This window comes from Clostridia bacterium (assembly GCA_034926675.1).
Lineage (GTDB): Bacteria > Bacillota > DTU025 > DTU025 > DTU025 > JAYFQW01.
The window spans coordinates 39,206-55,459 of sequence record JAYFQW010000009.1 but is presented as its reverse complement, the minus strand read 5'-3'; the positions used below and the strand labels follow the sequence as shown (position 1 = coordinate 55,459).

13 protein-coding genes and 1 tRNA gene are annotated in these 16,254 nt (G+C 58.5%); 6 read left to right on the top strand and 8 right to left on the bottom strand.

What is annotated here, in order from left to right; translation table 11 throughout:
* Window positions 1-64: 64 nt before the first annotated feature.
* Entirely contained in the window at window positions 65-1,945 is a 1,881-nt protein-coding gene (gene feoB / locus VB144_03975; protein ID MEA4882817.1) for a ferrous iron transport protein B, read from the top strand.
* On the opposite strand, the gene VB144_03970 is transcribed toward feoB, so the two are convergent.
* Window positions 1,899-2,666: a T7 exonuclease gene (locus tag VB144_03970; protein MEA4882816.1), complete on the bottom strand. Its 768-nt coding sequence runs from the start codon at window positions 2,664-2,666 to the stop codon at window positions 1,899-1,901. The two genes, feoB and VB144_03970, sit on opposite strands and share 47 nt — an antisense overlap.
* A gap of 277 nt (window positions 2,667-2,943) precedes the next feature.
* On the opposite strand from VB144_03970, the gene VB144_03965 reads away from it, so the two are divergent.
* Window positions 2,944-3,570: a class I SAM-dependent methyltransferase gene (locus VB144_03965; GenBank protein ID MEA4882815.1), complete on the top strand. Its 627-nt coding sequence runs from the start codon at window positions 2,944-2,946 to the stop codon at window positions 3,568-3,570.
* 119 nt (window positions 3,571-3,689) lie between these two features.
* Here the strand turns inward: VB144_03965 and VB144_03960 are convergent, their stop codons facing one another.
* Window positions 3,690-4,700, bottom strand: coding sequence for a hypothetical protein (locus VB144_03960; protein MEA4882814.1), 1,011 nt, complete (start codon window positions 4,698-4,700; stop codon window positions 3,690-3,692).
* 352 nt (window positions 4,701-5,052) lie between these two features.
* On the opposite strand from VB144_03960, the gene VB144_03955 reads away from it, so the two are divergent.
* Both VB144_03955 and VB144_03950 read left to right on the top strand, forming a co-directional pair.
* Complete coding sequence (locus VB144_03955) at window positions 5,053-5,235, top strand: hypothetical protein (GenBank protein ID MEA4882813.1); 183 nt, start codon at window positions 5,053-5,055, stop codon at window positions 5,233-5,235.
* Between the two features lie 153 nt (window positions 5,236-5,388).
* Entirely contained in the window at window positions 5,389-5,961 is a 573-nt protein-coding gene (locus tag VB144_03950) for a hypothetical protein (protein ID MEA4882812.1), read from the top strand.
* A 276-nt stretch (window positions 5,962-6,237) separates the two neighbouring features.
* Here the strand turns inward: VB144_03950 and VB144_03945 are convergent, their stop codons facing one another.
* The 3 genes from VB144_03945 to VB144_03935 all read right to left on the bottom strand — a co-directional run bounded on the left by VB144_03945 (window position 6,238) and on the right by VB144_03935 (window position 9,584).
* Window positions 6,238-7,050 (bottom strand): hypothetical protein, encoded by an 813-nt coding sequence (locus VB144_03945; GenBank protein MEA4882811.1) that lies wholly within the window; start codon window positions 7,048-7,050, stop codon window positions 6,238-6,240.
* Window positions 7,051-7,113: 63 nt separating this feature from the next.
* Entirely contained in the window at window positions 7,114-7,296 is a 183-nt protein-coding gene (locus tag VB144_03940; GenBank protein MEA4882810.1) for a hypothetical protein, read from the bottom strand.
* On the bottom strand, window positions 7,293-9,584 hold the full coding sequence (locus tag VB144_03935) for a tetratricopeptide repeat protein (protein MEA4882809.1): 2,292 nt from the start codon (window positions 9,582-9,584) through the stop codon (window positions 7,293-7,295). Before VB144_03935 ends, VB144_03940 begins: the two co-directional genes overlap by 4 nt.
* A 345-nt stretch (window positions 9,585-9,929) precedes the next feature.
* On the opposite strand from VB144_03935, the gene VB144_03930 reads away from it, so the two are divergent.
* Complete coding sequence (locus VB144_03930) at window positions 9,930-10,637, top strand: hypothetical protein (protein ID MEA4882808.1); 708 nt, start codon at window positions 9,930-9,932, stop codon at window positions 10,635-10,637.
* A 269-nt stretch (window positions 10,638-10,906) separates the two neighbouring features.
* Here the strand turns inward: VB144_03930 and VB144_03925 are convergent, their stop codons facing one another.
* The 3 genes from VB144_03925 to VB144_03915 form a co-directional block, all read right to left on the bottom strand.
* Window positions 10,907-13,651, bottom strand: coding sequence for a hypothetical protein (locus VB144_03925; GenBank protein MEA4882807.1), 2,745 nt, complete (start codon window positions 13,649-13,651; stop codon window positions 10,907-10,909).
* A gap of 336 nt (window positions 13,652-13,987) precedes the next feature.
* A tRNA-Lys gene (locus VB144_03920) sits at window positions 13,988-14,063 on the bottom strand.
* A 110-nt stretch (window positions 14,064-14,173) separates the two neighbouring features.
* Entirely contained in the window at window positions 14,174-14,932 is a 759-nt protein-coding gene (locus VB144_03915; protein ID MEA4882806.1) for an alpha/beta fold hydrolase, read from the bottom strand.
* A 95-nt stretch (window positions 14,933-15,027) separates the two neighbouring features.
* On the opposite strand from VB144_03915, the gene VB144_03910 reads away from it, so the two are divergent.
* Window positions 15,028-16,248 carry a pyridoxal phosphate-dependent aminotransferase gene (locus VB144_03910; GenBank protein MEA4882805.1) on the top strand — a complete coding sequence of 407 codons (1,221 nt, stop codon included), beginning with the start codon at window positions 15,028-15,030 and terminating at the stop codon, window positions 16,246-16,248.
* Window positions 16,249-16,254 lie beyond the last annotated feature (6 nt).

The following is a 16,254-nucleotide window of genomic DNA, read 5'->3' as shown; positions in this document are numbered from 1 at the left end:
CCCTAACTGACTACGTCTACTATTTCTTGCAGCATACATATCACATTTGGAGGGCCAACGTATTATGATCGATTCCATTTCGCGCACGGCGCCTGTGATAGCCATCGCAGGCAACCCCAACTCGGGCAAGACTGCCCTTTTCAACGCCATAACAGGCGCCCACCAGCACGTAGGCAACTGGCCTGGAGTCACAGTCGAGAAGAAAGAAGGGCGCGTGACTCGACACGGAGTGTCCGCGCTCATAGTCGACCTGCCCGGCACTTACAGCTTGGGTTCGCAGGCGCTGGACGAGACCATCGCGCGCGACTTCATCATGCGTGAACGGCCCGACGTAGTGATCAACGTGGTGGACTCCACCAATCTTGAAAGGAACCTCTACCTCACAATTCAGATGCTCGAGATGGGCACGCATCTTGTGCTGGCACTCAACATGTTCGACGAGGCGGAGGCACTCGGCCTCAACATAGACGTAGAAGGGTTATCGAAAGCCCTGGGAGTCGAGGTCGTGCCCACGGTGGCGGTCCGCGGCAAAGGCATCGACGACCTGCTCGACGCGGCGTTCGCTGCCGTCTCGGCCCGGCGCATGGAAGACGGTTCCCCGAAACAGGGCCGGGAGTCAGAACATTCTATCGAGTCAAGCCCGGCGATCGAGTCGCACGACCTGGCCACTGAGCGCCGCTACAAGCTGGCAGCCGAAATCGCCCAGTCGGTCATCACGACCGCTCCCGACCGCGCCGCGGAGTCGCCGTCTCAACGGATCGACCGCATAGTGCTCAATCCGTGGCTTGCCTACCCCATCTTCTTCGGCGTGGTGTGGGCCATGTTCCAGTTCACATTCTCGCTGAGTGCGCCCATCGCGGGCGGGCTTGGAGGCGTAATCGGAACCTTCGGCGCCTGGGCCGCGCGCGCGTTGGGGGCGGCTGGTGCGCCAAAGATCGTGGTCGCTTTCGTTGCAGACGGCGTGATCGCGGGCCTAGGGGCGCTGTTCGAGTTCGCGCCCCCCATATTCCTGCTGTTCTTCGCAATTTCGCTGCTCGAAGATGTCGGGTACATGGCGCGAGCCGCTCTCATCTCCGACAGATTCATGGGCGCCGTTGGGCTCCACGGCAAGGCTTTCATCCCAATGATCTTGGGCTTCGGGTGCAACGTCACCGGCATCCTGGCAACGCGCAGCCTCGATAGCCCGCGCGACAGGCTAGTGTCGATACTCGTCAACCCGCTGATCTCGTGTTCAGCGCGGCTGCCGGTATACGTCTTGTTTGCTGGCGTCTTCTTCGCCGAGCGCCGCGGGCTCGTAGTCTTCTCCCTATACGCACTGAGCGTGGCGCTGGCCGCGGTCGTGGCCAGAGTGTTGAGCGTCTTCATCAAACCTGATGTCTCGTCCACATTCGTGATGGAGCTTCCGCCATACCGAATGCCCAGGATATCAGGGGTTCTGCTGCAGACGTGGGAGAGAGGCAAGGAGTTTCTTCACAAGGCCGGCACAGTCATCTTAATGGCGGTGGTCGTGGTGTGGGCGTTGTCCAACCTGCCCGTGGGCGCCGCCCCGGGCAGCCCAGACTCGCTGATAGGACAGATAGGCAGCGCCATTGCCCCAATATTCAAACCCGCCGGCTTCGGGACGTGGCAGGCTGCAGCGGCCTTGTTCTTCGGAGCTATAGCCAAGGAACTGATAGTTGGCACCCTCGGAGTTCTGTATGGGACGGGAGAGACGGGCGTGGCCGGCGCGATCCAGGCCAACTGGACGCCCCTTTCGGCCTACGCCTTCATGGTGATGTCGCTGACATACGTACCGTGCATCGCCACGATAGCCGCCATCCGGCGCGAGACCGGCTCGCGGGCGTGGACCGCCTTTGCGGTGGCATATCCACTCGTGCTTGGATGGACGCTTGCGGTCATCACCTATCAGGTCGGGCGCCTTCTGGGCCTGGCCGCCACAATATAGGTTTGCGCCGTCTGAAGTCGTAATCACCGCATCGAAGGATACGGGCCACCCTGGCCTGGATCAGCGCGTCCTCCTCTGCAAACCCCTTCGACTCGAACGCCGTGACAATCGAAGCCCAGGGATCCTCTCCTGCTCCCTCGAGGATCGCCTTGGCCTTGCATACGCCCACCCCGGGGCATCCAGAGTAACCGTCGGTCGAATCCCCTGCCAAAACCTGAAAATGGAACCAGTAATCGGCTGCACACGTCGTGACCTCTTCTGCAAGTCGCTTTCTCCAGTTGTAGTGAGTCCCAGGTATCTGCCTTAAGTCCTTATCGGTGGTGGCAATGACATAGCTTCCCGGAGACCTAGTGGCCATGATTCCCATGACGTCGTCTGCCTCTAGGCAGTCCTCTTCCTTGCAATCCCACACCTGCCGCGAGTGCTCGATGAGCGCATCGAGCAACACGGGCTTAGGCTTTCCCCGGCGGTTTGACTTGTATGTGGGCAGTATGGAATACCTGAAATTGTCCAGACCGGTGAAGCATAGGAGCGCCTTCTCCGTCCTCGTTTCCCTCAGCATTCGCTCGATTGCGGAATCGAACCCGGAAATGGCCCAGCCCGCGTCGTCCCATACTGCGCCATCCATATCGAGAGCCCCGTCCGCATCCCAGCCCCGTGTTGCTTCATATGCATACGCGTACTGGCAGGCCAGAATATCCGCGTCAATCATCAGATCCATGCACGTCCCCCTAAACACAATCGAAAGAGCTAGATGGCATGTTACTTCTGGGAGAGTGCATCGCTTTCCTGCATTCGACATGTCCCAGCAGCGAGCGGGAGAGCAGCCCATACTTGCGCACAGTATATCGGTCCTCTGCCGACAGAGTGAGGCAGGTGCTGGAGGCCGATTGTCGAACCACGCCGATAGTAAACAGTGCGGCGATGAAGCTTGGACGAAATCGACTGCCCGATGCCGCATGTCAATGGCTTCCGTATCTGGATATGGAGTGATTCTTATGACGCCGGTGATGCCCGTGATTCGTGCGTACCCCGTGTACAAGTTCCTCTTCTGGGCAGAGCAGACGGACGGTGAGCGGACGGTGTTGGACTGCGGAGCCGGAGGAGATCTGCCTCCCCTATCCCTCTTCTACTGCTGCGGCTACCGGACGACTGGCATAGACATGTCTGAAGATGCCATTCGAGAGGCGAACAACTACTCTAAAGCCTACGGCATGAACTTGAACATCTCGCCGGGTGATATGAGACAGCTTGAGTTCCCTAATTGCAGCTTCGGATTCGTCTATTCGTACAACTCTATCTTCCACATGACGAAGCCCGATATCTCCAGGTCAGTTGATGAGATGCGCCGGGTGCTCAAGCCCGAAGGACTGGCCTTCATCAATCTGCTCTCGATCCAGGACGATCTCTTTGGGGTTGGAAATGAAGTCGGGGCCAATCAGTTCATACAGGAAGAAGAAGGTGGCCCAGTAATGCATAGCTTCTATGGGAACGAAGAAGCGGACTCCCTCTTCAAATGCTGGCAGGTGGTTCACAAAGAGGAGAGAAGCATTGATCGAATGTGCCAGGGAGAGAGTCTGCACCAGGTTTACATCGACTACATACTGAGAAAGCTGCCTTTGTGAGTGTAACGATGCCTATGGGATGGTCTCTTGACGTATTAGCTGCGGAGAGGAAAACCCTGCGTTCCATACGCAGGCTATTACTGAACTAGTATTTCGATCCGACATGTAGAGGTGCGATCTCACGGCAACTGCTCCGGCAGTTTCTTGTTCACCGCTATGGAACCAGCCAGCTTGATGAGTCCCGGGCGTGGACGCACTCCTCGAGCCATGGCCTTTCTGATCTGCTCGGCAGTGAGCTCAGGCTGCTGGTAGCAGTAGAACAGAAGCTGCGCCAGGACGTACAACTTGACCTCTTCATCATTCTCCAGGCAGTGAGCATCAAAGTAATCAATAGCCTTCTCGAATTCTCCCAGCTGTGCATAGCAATGAAAGGCCAGTTCAGTCAGGTGATTAAGTCTACCCTCAGTTTCATATCGATCACTCCAATCTCGCGCCTGCTGGCGCTCGTTCATGATCTGATCCTTCAGTTCCTCAGCAGCGGCTATTGCACGGAGTTTCAAATCAGGAATTGGCAGGAACTCGAGAAACACAAGCATGAGGCCGGTTGTGGTGGTAGACCCATCTAATCCGCCATTGACTGCCAGCGCGACTGCTTCCTGCACAAACTGGCTCTTATCCGAATACTGGCGTTTCAGCGTAAGCACTTGGCTGAAGAACTCAGTCTGCGGAATTCCAACTGACCGGAATGGTTCGCAGGTGCTGAATAATGCTACACGGCACGCACGGCATAGCAGCTTGTACAGCTGTTCAACCAGTTCGGCCGCGGGCTGACGGCACTCCGGTTGGGCGGAGAGTTGCACCAAGCTGCCATATAGGCGCCTCACGATGAACCTCCACTTGGGTCTCTGCCCCTTTGTAATCACCCTGTTCGGCACGAAGTAGCATTGGCAGCTGGCATTCTCTATGAACGTCCGTGTCTCGCTGGCCACATCATCGAAACAAAGGTTGGAACCTTCATGCGACGGTCGAAGGCGCCGAACCGCTTGCGCGTCGGGGTTCTGCACTATTGCGTCGATGTTCTTCTCATCTCTTACCGCTTTCGGCATCGCCTTGTATAGCTCAGTGACCAACAATGCAAGCTGTTCTTGGGAATAGTCTCGTATGACATTTCTCAGTTCAGTGATCTTCATGGTTCAGCGAATTGCACTCCTCACAGTGACGTTCCATCGCCCATTATCCAAACTGCCGACTCAGACAGTGTTTACTGTGCCTATGTGTGATTCTTGCTAGCACCAGCCCTTTCCTTTTCAGCTTTCCTCTGTTTTCGCGGCATCAACCTTCATGTTGCCATTCTTCTCTGTTGGTTTCTGCGATTATTCGGATTGACATGGCGTGGTCAGAGCTCCAGAGGAGTCTCCATGGACCCCAAGACCGTTCATGACTACATTGCATGCCTCTATGAGGTAGAGGGCATCGCTTAGTCAAAGCCTGTATACGGCGGCGACAGGCCTGCGAGACTATTGCCCTGTTGTGGCCGACGAAGTGGCTAGACTACTCAGACTACTCGTGCGACTGACGCATCCTCCGCTCATACTGGAGATTGGAACCAGCATAGGCTATTCCACGACCTGCATGGCACAGGTAGTCAGCGAATGGGGCGGCACGGTCACCACCATCGAGTTCGATGAGCGTGTGTCGAAACAAGCCCGCGCTGACGCCGGGTGACAGCATCGCCTGGCAATAGGCATCTTCATGCGCACTGCTCGCCATGCCGCAGCCATTCAAACGCCGAGTCACGGCCCTCACGGATATCCCGCATTGTGGTGGGAACTGCGCGCATCCAAGTGCAGCTATGTCATCGTAGAGAGGAGGATTATCTTGCAGGGCTCAGTAGGATTCTCGCCCAGGATCAATGACCCAGCGTTCGCAAGGTATCAGAAAGCACCTAGCAAGTGGTCGATCATCTTTGCGACCATACTGGCTGTCATCGTGATCGTGGCGTTCCCGATTTATGGGCACGTAAGCGGACAGCTCGAGATGCCGCACTCACTATACTACGGGCCGGGCATAGGCGGGATGTTCATCGCAATAGCCCTGCTGCAGATTGCTGGCAGGGGTCGTGACACCACATGGGATGGTGTTGTAGTTGGAAAGCAGGTCTTTGAACGGCGCACATATGACAAGACCAATGAGACGCACACCACTCACACGGCATATGAGTACAAGGTAAAGCGAGACAACCGCAAGGTTTACACACACCAACACGAAGACAGCGACACTGTGTTCAACTACTTCGACATCGGTGATAGAGTGCGACATCATAGGGGATTTGGCGGATATGAGAAGTACGACAAGTCAAAGGATACCTTCCTGTTTTGCACCGCCTGCGGCACAAAGAACAATGTCTCAGATGACATTTGCTTTCGCTGCAAGTGCCCGCTTCTGAAGTAGGAGCAGTATCATGGCAGAAGGTGATAGTCTGCAAAGGAGAGAGAGCAGCACACAAAGCCCGGCATCGCGCAGCTTATCGTGGTTGTTGCAGGCGGATTCTTGGTGTTCGCCGCCAACAAGCGGAGATGAAGATCGAAACCCCCGACAATCGACGTGTGCAGCCCACGGAGATGAACCCAGCTCAGAACGCCATTCTGTCCCGCCTGGACATTGGAGAATCGGTGAGAATCCACGAAATCGCCATAAAGTCCAAGCGTGTGCACCCTGCGACTGAGTCTACTTGACTACGGTTACTGAGTCGAGTGCCAGCAACGAACTGCCGCCGTCAACACGTGCGTGGGAGAAAATATGCACATACAGCTGCGTCCCCGGGGTCATCCACGGGAATGAGCCAGTTGCAGGCGACGCCTCACCCTGAATGAAAACATCTGCCGCTCCTGGCCTCACCGTTATGGCTATCCACTCCGGCACTGACTGAGTGTTGGGGCGAAGTTCTCCAGTTCCGCCATACTTGAACGCCCCATGTGCGTCGGCGTAATAGCATCCCGCAGGGGATCCCGGCTGAGCGGAGGCATAGTGAAACCACAGGTTCGTTTGCAGCCAGGTATCTGCGTAGAGCACAGGAGACAACGATATCACGAAACTGTCGTTTTTCGCCGGATCGACCCTGACTATGACCGTGTTCGGGGAGTCGGCCGACACTGTGACGACTGGGACCGCCGACATCACACCTGTCTTCCCCCAACAGTTGCCCGCGGGCACATCCACCACTACGAATCCGTTGCGTACCTTGGCGAAGCGGTCGAAGTTGCCACCTGCCGCCGAAAGCGGAAGCCATGCGGAGCCGAGTCCGTCTTCGAACTCCTCTTCGCTGATAACGGTTGTGAACTTGAACGGCAATGCGCTGGCAGCTGACTGGCCAGACGGGCTAGCATATACCATGCGGTCAATCTTGTCGGTGTCGAAGGTCACGTAGGCGCCATCTTTGAAGTAGATAGTAAGGGGCGCACCGTGGCAAGAGGCTGCGACAAGTGTGAGGGCGATGGTCATCAATAGCAGACGCATAAGGCGAGTATGGGCCGCACGCATTTGTCAGATTCTCCTTCCGTCTGGGACGAACAGGCACGCAGATGATAAGTTTCGCTGTCGCCTTCATCGTTCTATCACTAGATGGCGGAGACATTCGGCAAGTTCCGTTATTGCACCTTCTGCGGGTTTGGCAATCTCGTCGAAATACTTGAGCAACACTAATGAGAGCCTGTGGGATCCTCCGTCATGGGCAAGCAGATAACGGATGGGGTCGTCCATCATGCTGGCCGTGACCTTCTCGCTCACGGCCTTCCTATCCGCACCTGTATCGGCGGCGCGCCAACCACGAGTCCGCCGTTGGTGCTCGCTTGAGCCTTTGCCGGACCGATCCCAGCCGAACCCGACGCCGAGCCACTGATGTCTGACACCGAGCCATCAGCATCGAATGTAACCTGCGCCCCGAACTTGGCTCCCAGTTTTACGGGACCTGCTCCCACCTTTGCGCCGACACCCGCAAATATGCTGGTGACGCGCTTCTGTTTGAAATCCCACGTAAGCGATCCCGCTATGCCTCCAGAGAACCCGATTTCCACGGTGGTACATGCCACTTTGTAGTCTACAGGTCCGAAGTTGACCGCGAACTTGGCGCCTCCCTTGAACGGACACTTGTCATCGGGGTCCTTTGGCACATCCGCATCCTCTAGCAGCGCTGGGGCGACGCCTGTGCCGCCACAGTTGCCGCACTCGTGATGGGAAATAGGGAGTGAGGCCAACATGTCAGTTGTGTCGGCTGCCATCTTGATCATCGAGTACACCGTTATCCGACGCTCCAGCTCCTCAAGCCTGTATATGGTTGGATCGTATATTGAATCTAGCACACGCTGAGAGAAACCCCAGTAGTCTTCAATGGCTGGGACGAGCACGGCGTTCATTGCCGCCCATATCGGTTTGTTCTTGCTGAACTGCTGCCTGGCGAAGGCCGCGGCCTCAGCGCAGAACTCGGCCGCGATCTTCCTACCCTGCGCCTCTGAGGTCGCAGCCTGCGCCCGCTGCGCATACCGCTGCACCATGGAGGCATACCTCTGAACGTCAGCATCCAGGTTGAGCTGTTCCGCAGCACGGTCCACGGCCTGAACTGCTGTCTTCCAGAAGTGATCTCTTATCAGCTTCAAATGCAACTGCTGTTTGTCAAAGCTGAGCGCGAACCTATCCGGACTGTCGAAGTCGCGCGGACCCGCTGCCGCCAGCCCGCGCACGAGCTCATCGTGCTGCTGCACAGCGACGACATAGTCCTCTATGACCTTGCTCACAACACGTGACAGCTCCGGTACCGAACCAGCGACCGTCTCGATGCTATCCCAATTGCCGAACTGCGGCACATACAGAGGGGCCTGGCCCCGTGGGGGCGCCAGAGGAACCACCGGGATAACCGAAGCCAGCGAGTCGCTGTCATCCCAGGTCGGCGGAAGCGGCGGGACCTTGTCGGACTCGCTGTACGCCTCGTCAAGCGCATCTGCTAAGGTATCGCTGACCGCTGCACAGAACCCCGTCTTCGCCCCGCGCATCATCATCTCAATAGCTTTCTCGTAGTCACGGCGCGCCATGTATATCTCCCCCAGCGCCGACAGGGCCGGGCCGAAGTCGCTGCTGGCCGCCAGCGCCTCTAGATACAGTTCCTCAGCCAAACTCGAGTCGCCCAGGTCACGCACGGAGTTGGCCAGGTTAGTGAGCACCATGGGAGACTGGGGGTCAGCTTCCCTGGCCGCCACGAGCACTGTAACGGAATCCGCCATCTCCTCCAGCAAGCGGAGTATCGCACCGAAGTTGTTCAGCGCAAGACCCAGGTCGGGCATGGCCATAACCGCCCGGGCGGCGAGCACGACAGAGACCGCGCGCGACGCCCCAGGAGCTGCTATCGCCGCCGCAGTCGTAGTGACCTCCTCCACATCGGCGGTCTGAATGGGCCACCCCGGACGCGCCTCGATCCGCTGGGTCAGCGACTCCACCAGCCAGCGCTCGTCGGCGGTGAGCTCACCCCAGTACAGATCGTGATACCTCTGCGCCAGCGAGATCAGTTCGTCAGTGGATGGCGCAGCGTCGAGATCGAGCTGGGCCACGTCGGCGCCGGCGCCGGCGTCAGCTTCCGTCACTCCTTCATCGTCACCGAAGTCGAAAGCGTTGAACAAGTTCTCCGGGTCGCCCTCCAGGTCTTCTTCGCTGAGAGCGCCGCCACCCACGTTGACTGACTGGCTGACAGTCTTCCCAGCCACAATCACCACGTTGAGCATCGTCGGCATGGCGGCCGTCATCTGGCCCATCGGCGACCCCGTCATCCCCCCGCTGCCGGGCATCACGACAACCATGTAGGAGCCGGCTGGCAGGTCGGCCGCCAGCACTCCCGTAGGCGACAGCGCCAGCATCGCTGTGTAGCCGCTCGCCATGTTCGTGGCCATCGCCATGTACTGTGCGCCCGCGTCAGCGCCGCCCGAAAGCACCCTCAGCTCCAGGCGGCCGGTATCCGTGGCCCCAACCGCGAACCCACACAGCATAATCAGCAGGAATGCGACGATTGTCCTCTTCGCTCCCAGTGTCATCTAGCTCCCCTCCGTTTGTGAAATCAACTGACAAGGATATCTCCAAGGAGTCATTCACCACAACACCGCTGGACAAATTCCACAGCGCCCATCCAAACCCTCTGCCATTTCGGGCACACAAGGACCCCCCACAACTCAAGAGACGAGGAGTTCGGCATCAACTGCTGCTCCAGGGCTGGCTAGACGGTGGGCCGTGTGCATGATAAGGTGAGTATTCCTAGCAGACAACGTTAGCCACATCACGCGTTGCTTGGAAGTGCCAGCGTGGGTTTTCGAATGCCCGGTGGGTTATGCACAGCCTGGAAACGCGGCGGATACGTTTTCGATGGCTGAATCGAGTGGCTAATGGGCGCCAATCCCAAGAGCGGAATGCACCGCGTCTGGAAGGAGCTTGGCGCAGTTCAGGGAAGGCAGTTCGTAGCTCCTGAGGAGTTCTCGCGCTACGAGGCGCGCGACGGACAGTCGGTGATCTTCTGCTCCGATGTCGACCGCTTCGAGCGCCATCTCATCGAACTGGCGCCGCAGGATGCCGGCATCATCAAGGACTTGACCCAAGGGATCCGTCGTTTAGCCGGGATGGACATGCCGGTTGACGCCGACCCGATTGGCATGTTGAGGCTGGCCCCCAGGATGATTCCCGCCATGGGGTATATGAAGAAATACGGCCCAATCCATATGCGCGACTACGCAAACCGATTCTCCAGCCCGCTGCTTCGGGAAGCTATGGCCTCTGTTGCCGATCTGCCTGACTATCCGGCTCTTGGGCTGCTGATGCCGTTGGCGCTGCGCAGCGCAGGGAATGGCGGCTACCCACTTGGGGGCTCATTGGCGTTTTCTGAGGCCATCGCCCGGCAGGTGATCGCTGCACTGGGCGAACGTTTCCCTGGCATTGGTGAACAGGTTGAGGTAGTCGATGTGGCTACACCCATGACATACGAGCGCTATACCGGCAACTGGCGCGCTTCGTTCGAGGGGTGGCTGATCTCGACCAGAACGATGCCTATGATGATGAGCGGTCAGTGGACCACTATCGGGGGGGCCCCCGGCGGCTAGAGATGGCCGCGATGTCATCCGAAAGATCTGCCGCTGCAAGCGACGCCCGTTCAAGGTGGAGTTGCCAACCGGTACAGCGGAATAGGGCTATCGAAAACGAAGATGCCCGTCCACTACCGCATACGTTTGTACGTGCGAATCAGTCCATTGGCAGCGAGGACCATAATGTGCTTTGTCATGGTGTCCGCCCCTCCTCCAAGTAGGTGTCGGCTCGGTTTGGCTTTCGCACCCGGGCGGGGCTAACCCGCCCGGGCATCGTTCCGCTTTGCTTATCCCTTACCAGGGGCGCAGGCGGCCAAAGCCGAACCCGCTGCGCTCCGAGCCCACCACAGGAGCTTGTTGTCGCCTTCGTCCAGCTTGCCGCTGTAGCTCGCGCCGTCCTCCACCAGCAACCAGGACCCGCCGTTCAGGCTGATCATGTAGTTGTTGACTCCGCAACCGTCGTCGACTGCGGTCCACGTCCAGGTGAACGTGGCCGCGTTGGTGGCGACCGGCTCAGTCGGACTGGCTATGGCGACCACAGGGCCAGTCCTGTCGATGATCGTCGACGCGATGACTGCGCCAGGCATCTCGTCAGACCAGAGCGACACGTTGCCGACTGCATCGTAGGCTCTGACCTTGCCGAGCACCGTCGCGTTGTCCGGAACGCCCCCGATATCCACGGGGTCGCTCCTGACGCCGGCGAAGTCCTCCTGGGTCCAGTCCGCGCCGCCGTCCTTGCTGTAGCTGAGCTCGTATTTCGCAGCGTCGAACGACGCCGACCACTCGAAGGTGAGTTGTGCAGCATTGGTGAAGCGAGGCAGAGCCCTCATCACCGGCGCCCGAGGAGCAGTTCTATCGATTGTGACGTAACCCTTCTCAGACCATAGGCTTGTGTTGCCCAAGTCGTCCACCGACCTGACCTGCAGGAAGTGGACCCCCTCGCCCAGCGATGTCGTGTAGGTGTTTGCATTCCCGGGCGTCGGCGTCGCGAGAGGGGGCCCGCCGTCGATCATGACCTCGTAGTGATCAAGGTCGGCATCAGCGACCGCCCCCCACGTCCATACCTGGGTTGCTTCCCTGGTCGGACTGGTTGTTTCTGGCGCATTCGGCCTTTCCGGAGGCGTGGTGTCTACCAGGACTATCGCCTCGGCAGTCCAGTCGCTTGGGTTGCCCAGAGCGTCCAGCGCTCTGACCTTCAGGCTGTGCGTCCCATCGACAAGTGCTGCCGGCGTGTAGCTCGCAACGCCGCCGACGACTGGGTTGCCGATGTTGATCGCCGCCGCGTTGTCCAGACCGTCGTATGCTCTGACCATGACGTAATGAGCGCCGTCGCTCGTGAAGTTGGTCGTGCAGGTACACACATTACCCACGTCTGCGAACACTGTAGGCGCTGTGGTACCGTCCGTCGACTCCCCGAAGTCGTACCTCACTGCGTCAGCAGGCGTCGTCCAGGTCCACTGCTGCGCGCTCTCCTTGGTGGGAGAAGCAGTGTGTAGGGTGACCACAGAAGCGTCAGGTCCGGTCTTGTCGTAGATAGTCGATACTGCCGGCGACCATCCGCTCTCCTTTGTTCCGCCTGCGCCAGGCAACGTGGAGACCGTCTTCACGCGGAACCAGTACTCGCCTTCACCCGCTGCTTCCGCGTCGAAGCTGTAATTCGACACCGAACAGGCTTCGTTGGTTGGGCCATCGAACCCGGCGTTCTTGGCAATCTGCAGGACGTAGGTGATGTCATTGGTTCCATCGGTTACGTCGTTCCAGTTGATCGCTATCGGGCTCGTATTGTAGCCCGGGGCAAGGGCCTTGATCGCAGGAACAGCAGGAGGCAACGCGTCGACTGTGACGCTGCCGATGCCGGACCACTCGGAGTAGTTGCCGGCAACGTCCATGGCCTGCACTCGGATTTCGTACGTGCCGTTCTCGAGCTGCAAGCCCTGCTCCCAGATCTGCGGATCAGCGGGAATCAGCGCATCGGGGATGTCTACGATGGTGTCGAAGACGTCCCAGTCAATGCTGCCCTGACGCCTGATCTGGATGTGATGCACATCGACGCCAGATACGTCGTCTGTTGAACCACCCCACTGCCACGAAGGGGTCTTATCAGCGGTCGGAGTGGTAGTAGCGGGGGTTCCGGGTGTCTTTGGTTCATGCGGGTCGTAGATGATTATCGGATCGACCCATGCGGAAGCGTTGCCAACGTTGTCAAACGCCTTCACCCTGCCCGAGTACTCCACCCCCACCGCAAGCGGGAGGTCGGACGATGGAGTCCACTGCTGGGTATTCGCTCCGGGCGTCGCCGGAATTGGGTCGGCCCCTGTCGGGTTGACCAGCGCGTCTGGCCACGCGTCGACCAGGGGTCCGGGCTTGCCGGACTCAGCGCCCAACTGGAACCGGTAGTCCTTCACGCCCGAACCGGGCGTGCCGTCGTCAGCATTGGGGTCCGTGCTCGCCGCCCAGCTGAATGTGGGTCGCAGGGTGTTGGTGTACCGCTTGCCGCCATCGCGCATGTTGCCCGCGACCGGCTCGCCCGGATTGGTCGGCGGTTTGGTGTCCACGCTGAATGTCCACTGGAGCGTAGGATCCGGAGTGGACTTGATGCCGGCAAGATCGTACGCGACCATGTCCACCGTGTACTCGCCGTCCGCTAGATTACTGGTCGCCGTGTACTCGATCTTGGTGGACGTGTCGCCGTCCTCGTAACTCGGCGTGCCGGTGAACCCTGACGTGATGTCAGTCGAGCTGCCGTTGTAGGTAATCGTCAACACCGTCTCCGATGCATCCAGGCCGACGCCGGCGTCAGCAAAGCCAGCCGAGATCGTTGGAGTAGTGGTTCCTATGTAGCCAGTCGGCGCGCCACTCGCGAGGGTTGGCGGTTGCGTGTCTATGATAAACGTGTCGGACGCGTAGGATGCGCTGCGGTTGCCGGCTGCATCGTTGGTCCACACACGGACCTGATAGGTCCCATCGTCGGAGCCGTCGCGGGCGAACGCGTCCCACAGATAGAAGCTCTGGGGATCTCTCGTGTGCATCACCGGATACGGTCGCTTGAAGGCCGCTGGCCTTACAGGGCTCCGGTTTCACGACCTTCGACATTCGAACGCGAGCTTGCTCGCGAATGAGGGCATGAACGCCTTTGCGCTGGCGAAGCACCTCGGGCACTCCCAGATCAGCACGACCGAGAGATATGTTCATGTCGCCGGCCAGAATCGAGCCATGAACGTAATCGATGAACGCCTAAATCCCCAAAAACGCCGAAAATGGCAAAACCCCTAGCTGGGGTTTTGCCGATTCCGTGGCAAGTCCGTGGCAAAGAAAACGGGGCGCTGGAAACACATTTCCAGCGCCCTGCCATCTAGAAGGTATAAAAGTGGTGAGCCACGCGGGACTCGAACCCGCGACGCCCGGATTAAAAGTCCGGTGCTCTACCGACTGAGCTAGTGGCCCACTGTAAGCCTCACTTGTTAACTAAATGATTATACCATGAGCGAGGGTGCGGTTCAATACCAGGGCCCTGCCAGTTTGCCCTACTCCTGCCGCGCATCTGAAGGGCTTGCCTACCACGGCAGGTTCAGCCTCTTGGTATTAGTGTGGTCGACCAGCTGCGGCCCTGACACTGGCTGATCCAGTCCATTAAGGACGCTGATCACGATGGCGTACACCGCATCGCTTGCCAGCAGTGTCATGTGACTCAGACCGAAACCGGTAACCTGGTAGTTCTTGGCGCCGCACATGATCGCATTCTCAGCTGGAATTACAGCAGCATCCGTCGGGGTCCATATGCAGTGAAACTGCACCCCTGGCACAGCCTCCGTCGGGTTATTGAGTGCAGCGAGAAACTCGCTATCCGGAACCATTTCGCGGCCGCATTCGGTGTTTGGCGGCAGGATCGTCCCGCTCATGGAGCCATGATGGGGAGTCCCGAGTGTGATCACAGTCCTAACTTGGTTTGTGGTTCTCAGGTTCGAAAGGTAGTATCTGGTCACGAGCCCGCCCATACTGTGGGCGACGACTGCGATATTCGCCTCGTGAAAGTGTTCCTCTTCGATCTTGCGGGCGAGCTCAACTGCGTAGTCGGCGATGCTGTAGGAGTAGCCGAGCCGGGCGAAATTGATGCTATCGCACTCGAATCCGTCCCTTTCGAGCCTGAACTTGAGTATGGTCATGTTCGCCGAAGTCGCAAGCCATCCGTGCACAAGTATGACGAACGGCTTCGCGCCATGGGCAGAATTCGGGACTACCGACGCTGCGCAGGGCGCCACAGACACTAAGAGCAGGACTGCCGCAGCCACGGCAACAAGAGCACTCCGTTTCATCGATAATCCCCCCTCCTATGCAGGAGTATTGGGCCCTAGGGGCGAATCAACGCGCCAACGCATTTCAGAACAATCCAAGAACGGAGGGCTATCCGATGAGGTATGCACCACGAGCTGACCGACTAGGACCTGAGCGCGCATTTGAGGTACTGGAGCAAGTAATTCAGATGAAGGCCCAGGGGCGAGACATAATCAGCCTCTACATTGGAGAGCCGCAGTTCGATACCCCCAACAACATCAAACTTTCCGGATGCAAAGCGATTCTCGACAACAAGACCCACTACTCGCCTGCGTCAGGGGTGTGGGCTTTTCGCGAGACGGCAGCGGCATACGTGAACTCTACCCGCCGCACCGATGTGGCCCCAGACGAGATAGTTGTGGCCCCGGGAACCAAACCCCTGATCTTCCACTCAATCATGGCCTGCGTCGATTCCGGAACAGAAGTAATCGGTCCAAACCCATGTTACCCTGCATATCCGTCTATCGTCAACATGGTGGGCGCTCGGTACGTGTCCGCTCCCCTAACCGAAGAGCGCGGGTTCTCCATGGATGTGGACCAACTGGAGAGCCTGGTGACTCCGCGCACTTCCATGATCATCCTCAACTTCCCGCACAACCCCACAGGCGCTGTCCTGTCCGGCGCCGACCTCGACCGCATAGCCGAAATCGCGAACAGGCACGACCTATGGGTCATGTCCGACGAGATCTACTCGCGCCTGATTTACGCTGGCAAGTTCGAAAGCATCATATCAAGACCTGGCATGAAAGAGCGGACCATACTCATCGACGGATTCTCCAAAACCTACGCCATGACTGGCTGGCGCCTTGGCTTCGGAGTCGTGAACCGCACACTCGCTCGTAAGCTCGACCTCTTCATGATGAACGCCGAGTCGTGCACTGCCACATTCACCCAGTATGCGGGGATTGACGCACTCGACGGCCCACAGGATGCCGTGGAGGCCATGCGGATGGAGTTCGCCGCCCGTCGCGATCTGCTTGTGCAGGAGCTCAACAGAATACCCGGATTCAGGTGTCTGGCGCCTGCTGGAGCATTCTACACTTTCCCGAATGTCACAGAAGCGTGCAGAATAGCGGGGGTTCCCGATGCCGATTCCCTACAGCAGGCGCTTCTCGAAGAAGCCAACGTTGCAGTTCTGTCGCGAACCGCCTTCGGCGCTCCAAATCCCGGGGAGAAGGAGCAGTATCTCCGAGTCTCCTACACATCCTGCAGAGAGGATCTACTCAATGGAACCTCCCGAATACGGGATTTCATGGAGAAGGCGTTGCTCCAAGACAAGCGTAAGGCGATAGGCTAGATGTCG

Coding starts and splice junctions, on each gene's coding strand:
- VB144_03945 (MEA4882811.1), bottom strand. CDS start 7,050: ATGCGTGCGGCCCATACTCGCCTTATGCGTCTGCTATTGATGACCATC.
- VB144_03965 (MEA4882815.1), top strand. CDS start 2,944: ATGACGCCGGTGATGCCCGTGATTCGTGCGTACCCCGTGTACAAGTTC.
- feoB (MEA4882817.1), top strand. CDS start 65: ATGATCGATTCCATTTCGCGCACGGCGCCTGTGATAGCCATCGCAGGC.
- VB144_03910 (MEA4882805.1), top strand. CDS start 15,028: ATGAGGTATGCACCACGAGCTGACCGACTAGGACCTGAGCGCGCATTT.
- VB144_03935 (MEA4882809.1), bottom strand. CDS start 9,584: ATGACACTGGGAGCGAAGAGGACAATCGTCGCATTCCTGCTGATTATG.
- VB144_03960 (MEA4882814.1), bottom strand. CDS start 4,700: ATGAAGATCACTGAACTGAGAAATGTCATACGAGACTATTCCCAAGAA.
- VB144_03915 (MEA4882806.1), bottom strand. CDS start 14,932: ATGAAACGGAGTGCTCTTGTTGCCGTGGCTGCGGCAGTCCTGCTCTTA.
- VB144_03930 (MEA4882808.1), top strand. CDS start 9,930: ATGGGCGCCAATCCCAAGAGCGGAATGCACCGCGTCTGGAAGGAGCTT.
- VB144_03970 (MEA4882816.1), bottom strand. CDS start 2,666: ATGGATCTGATGATTGACGCGGATATTCTGGCCTGCCAGTACGCGTAT.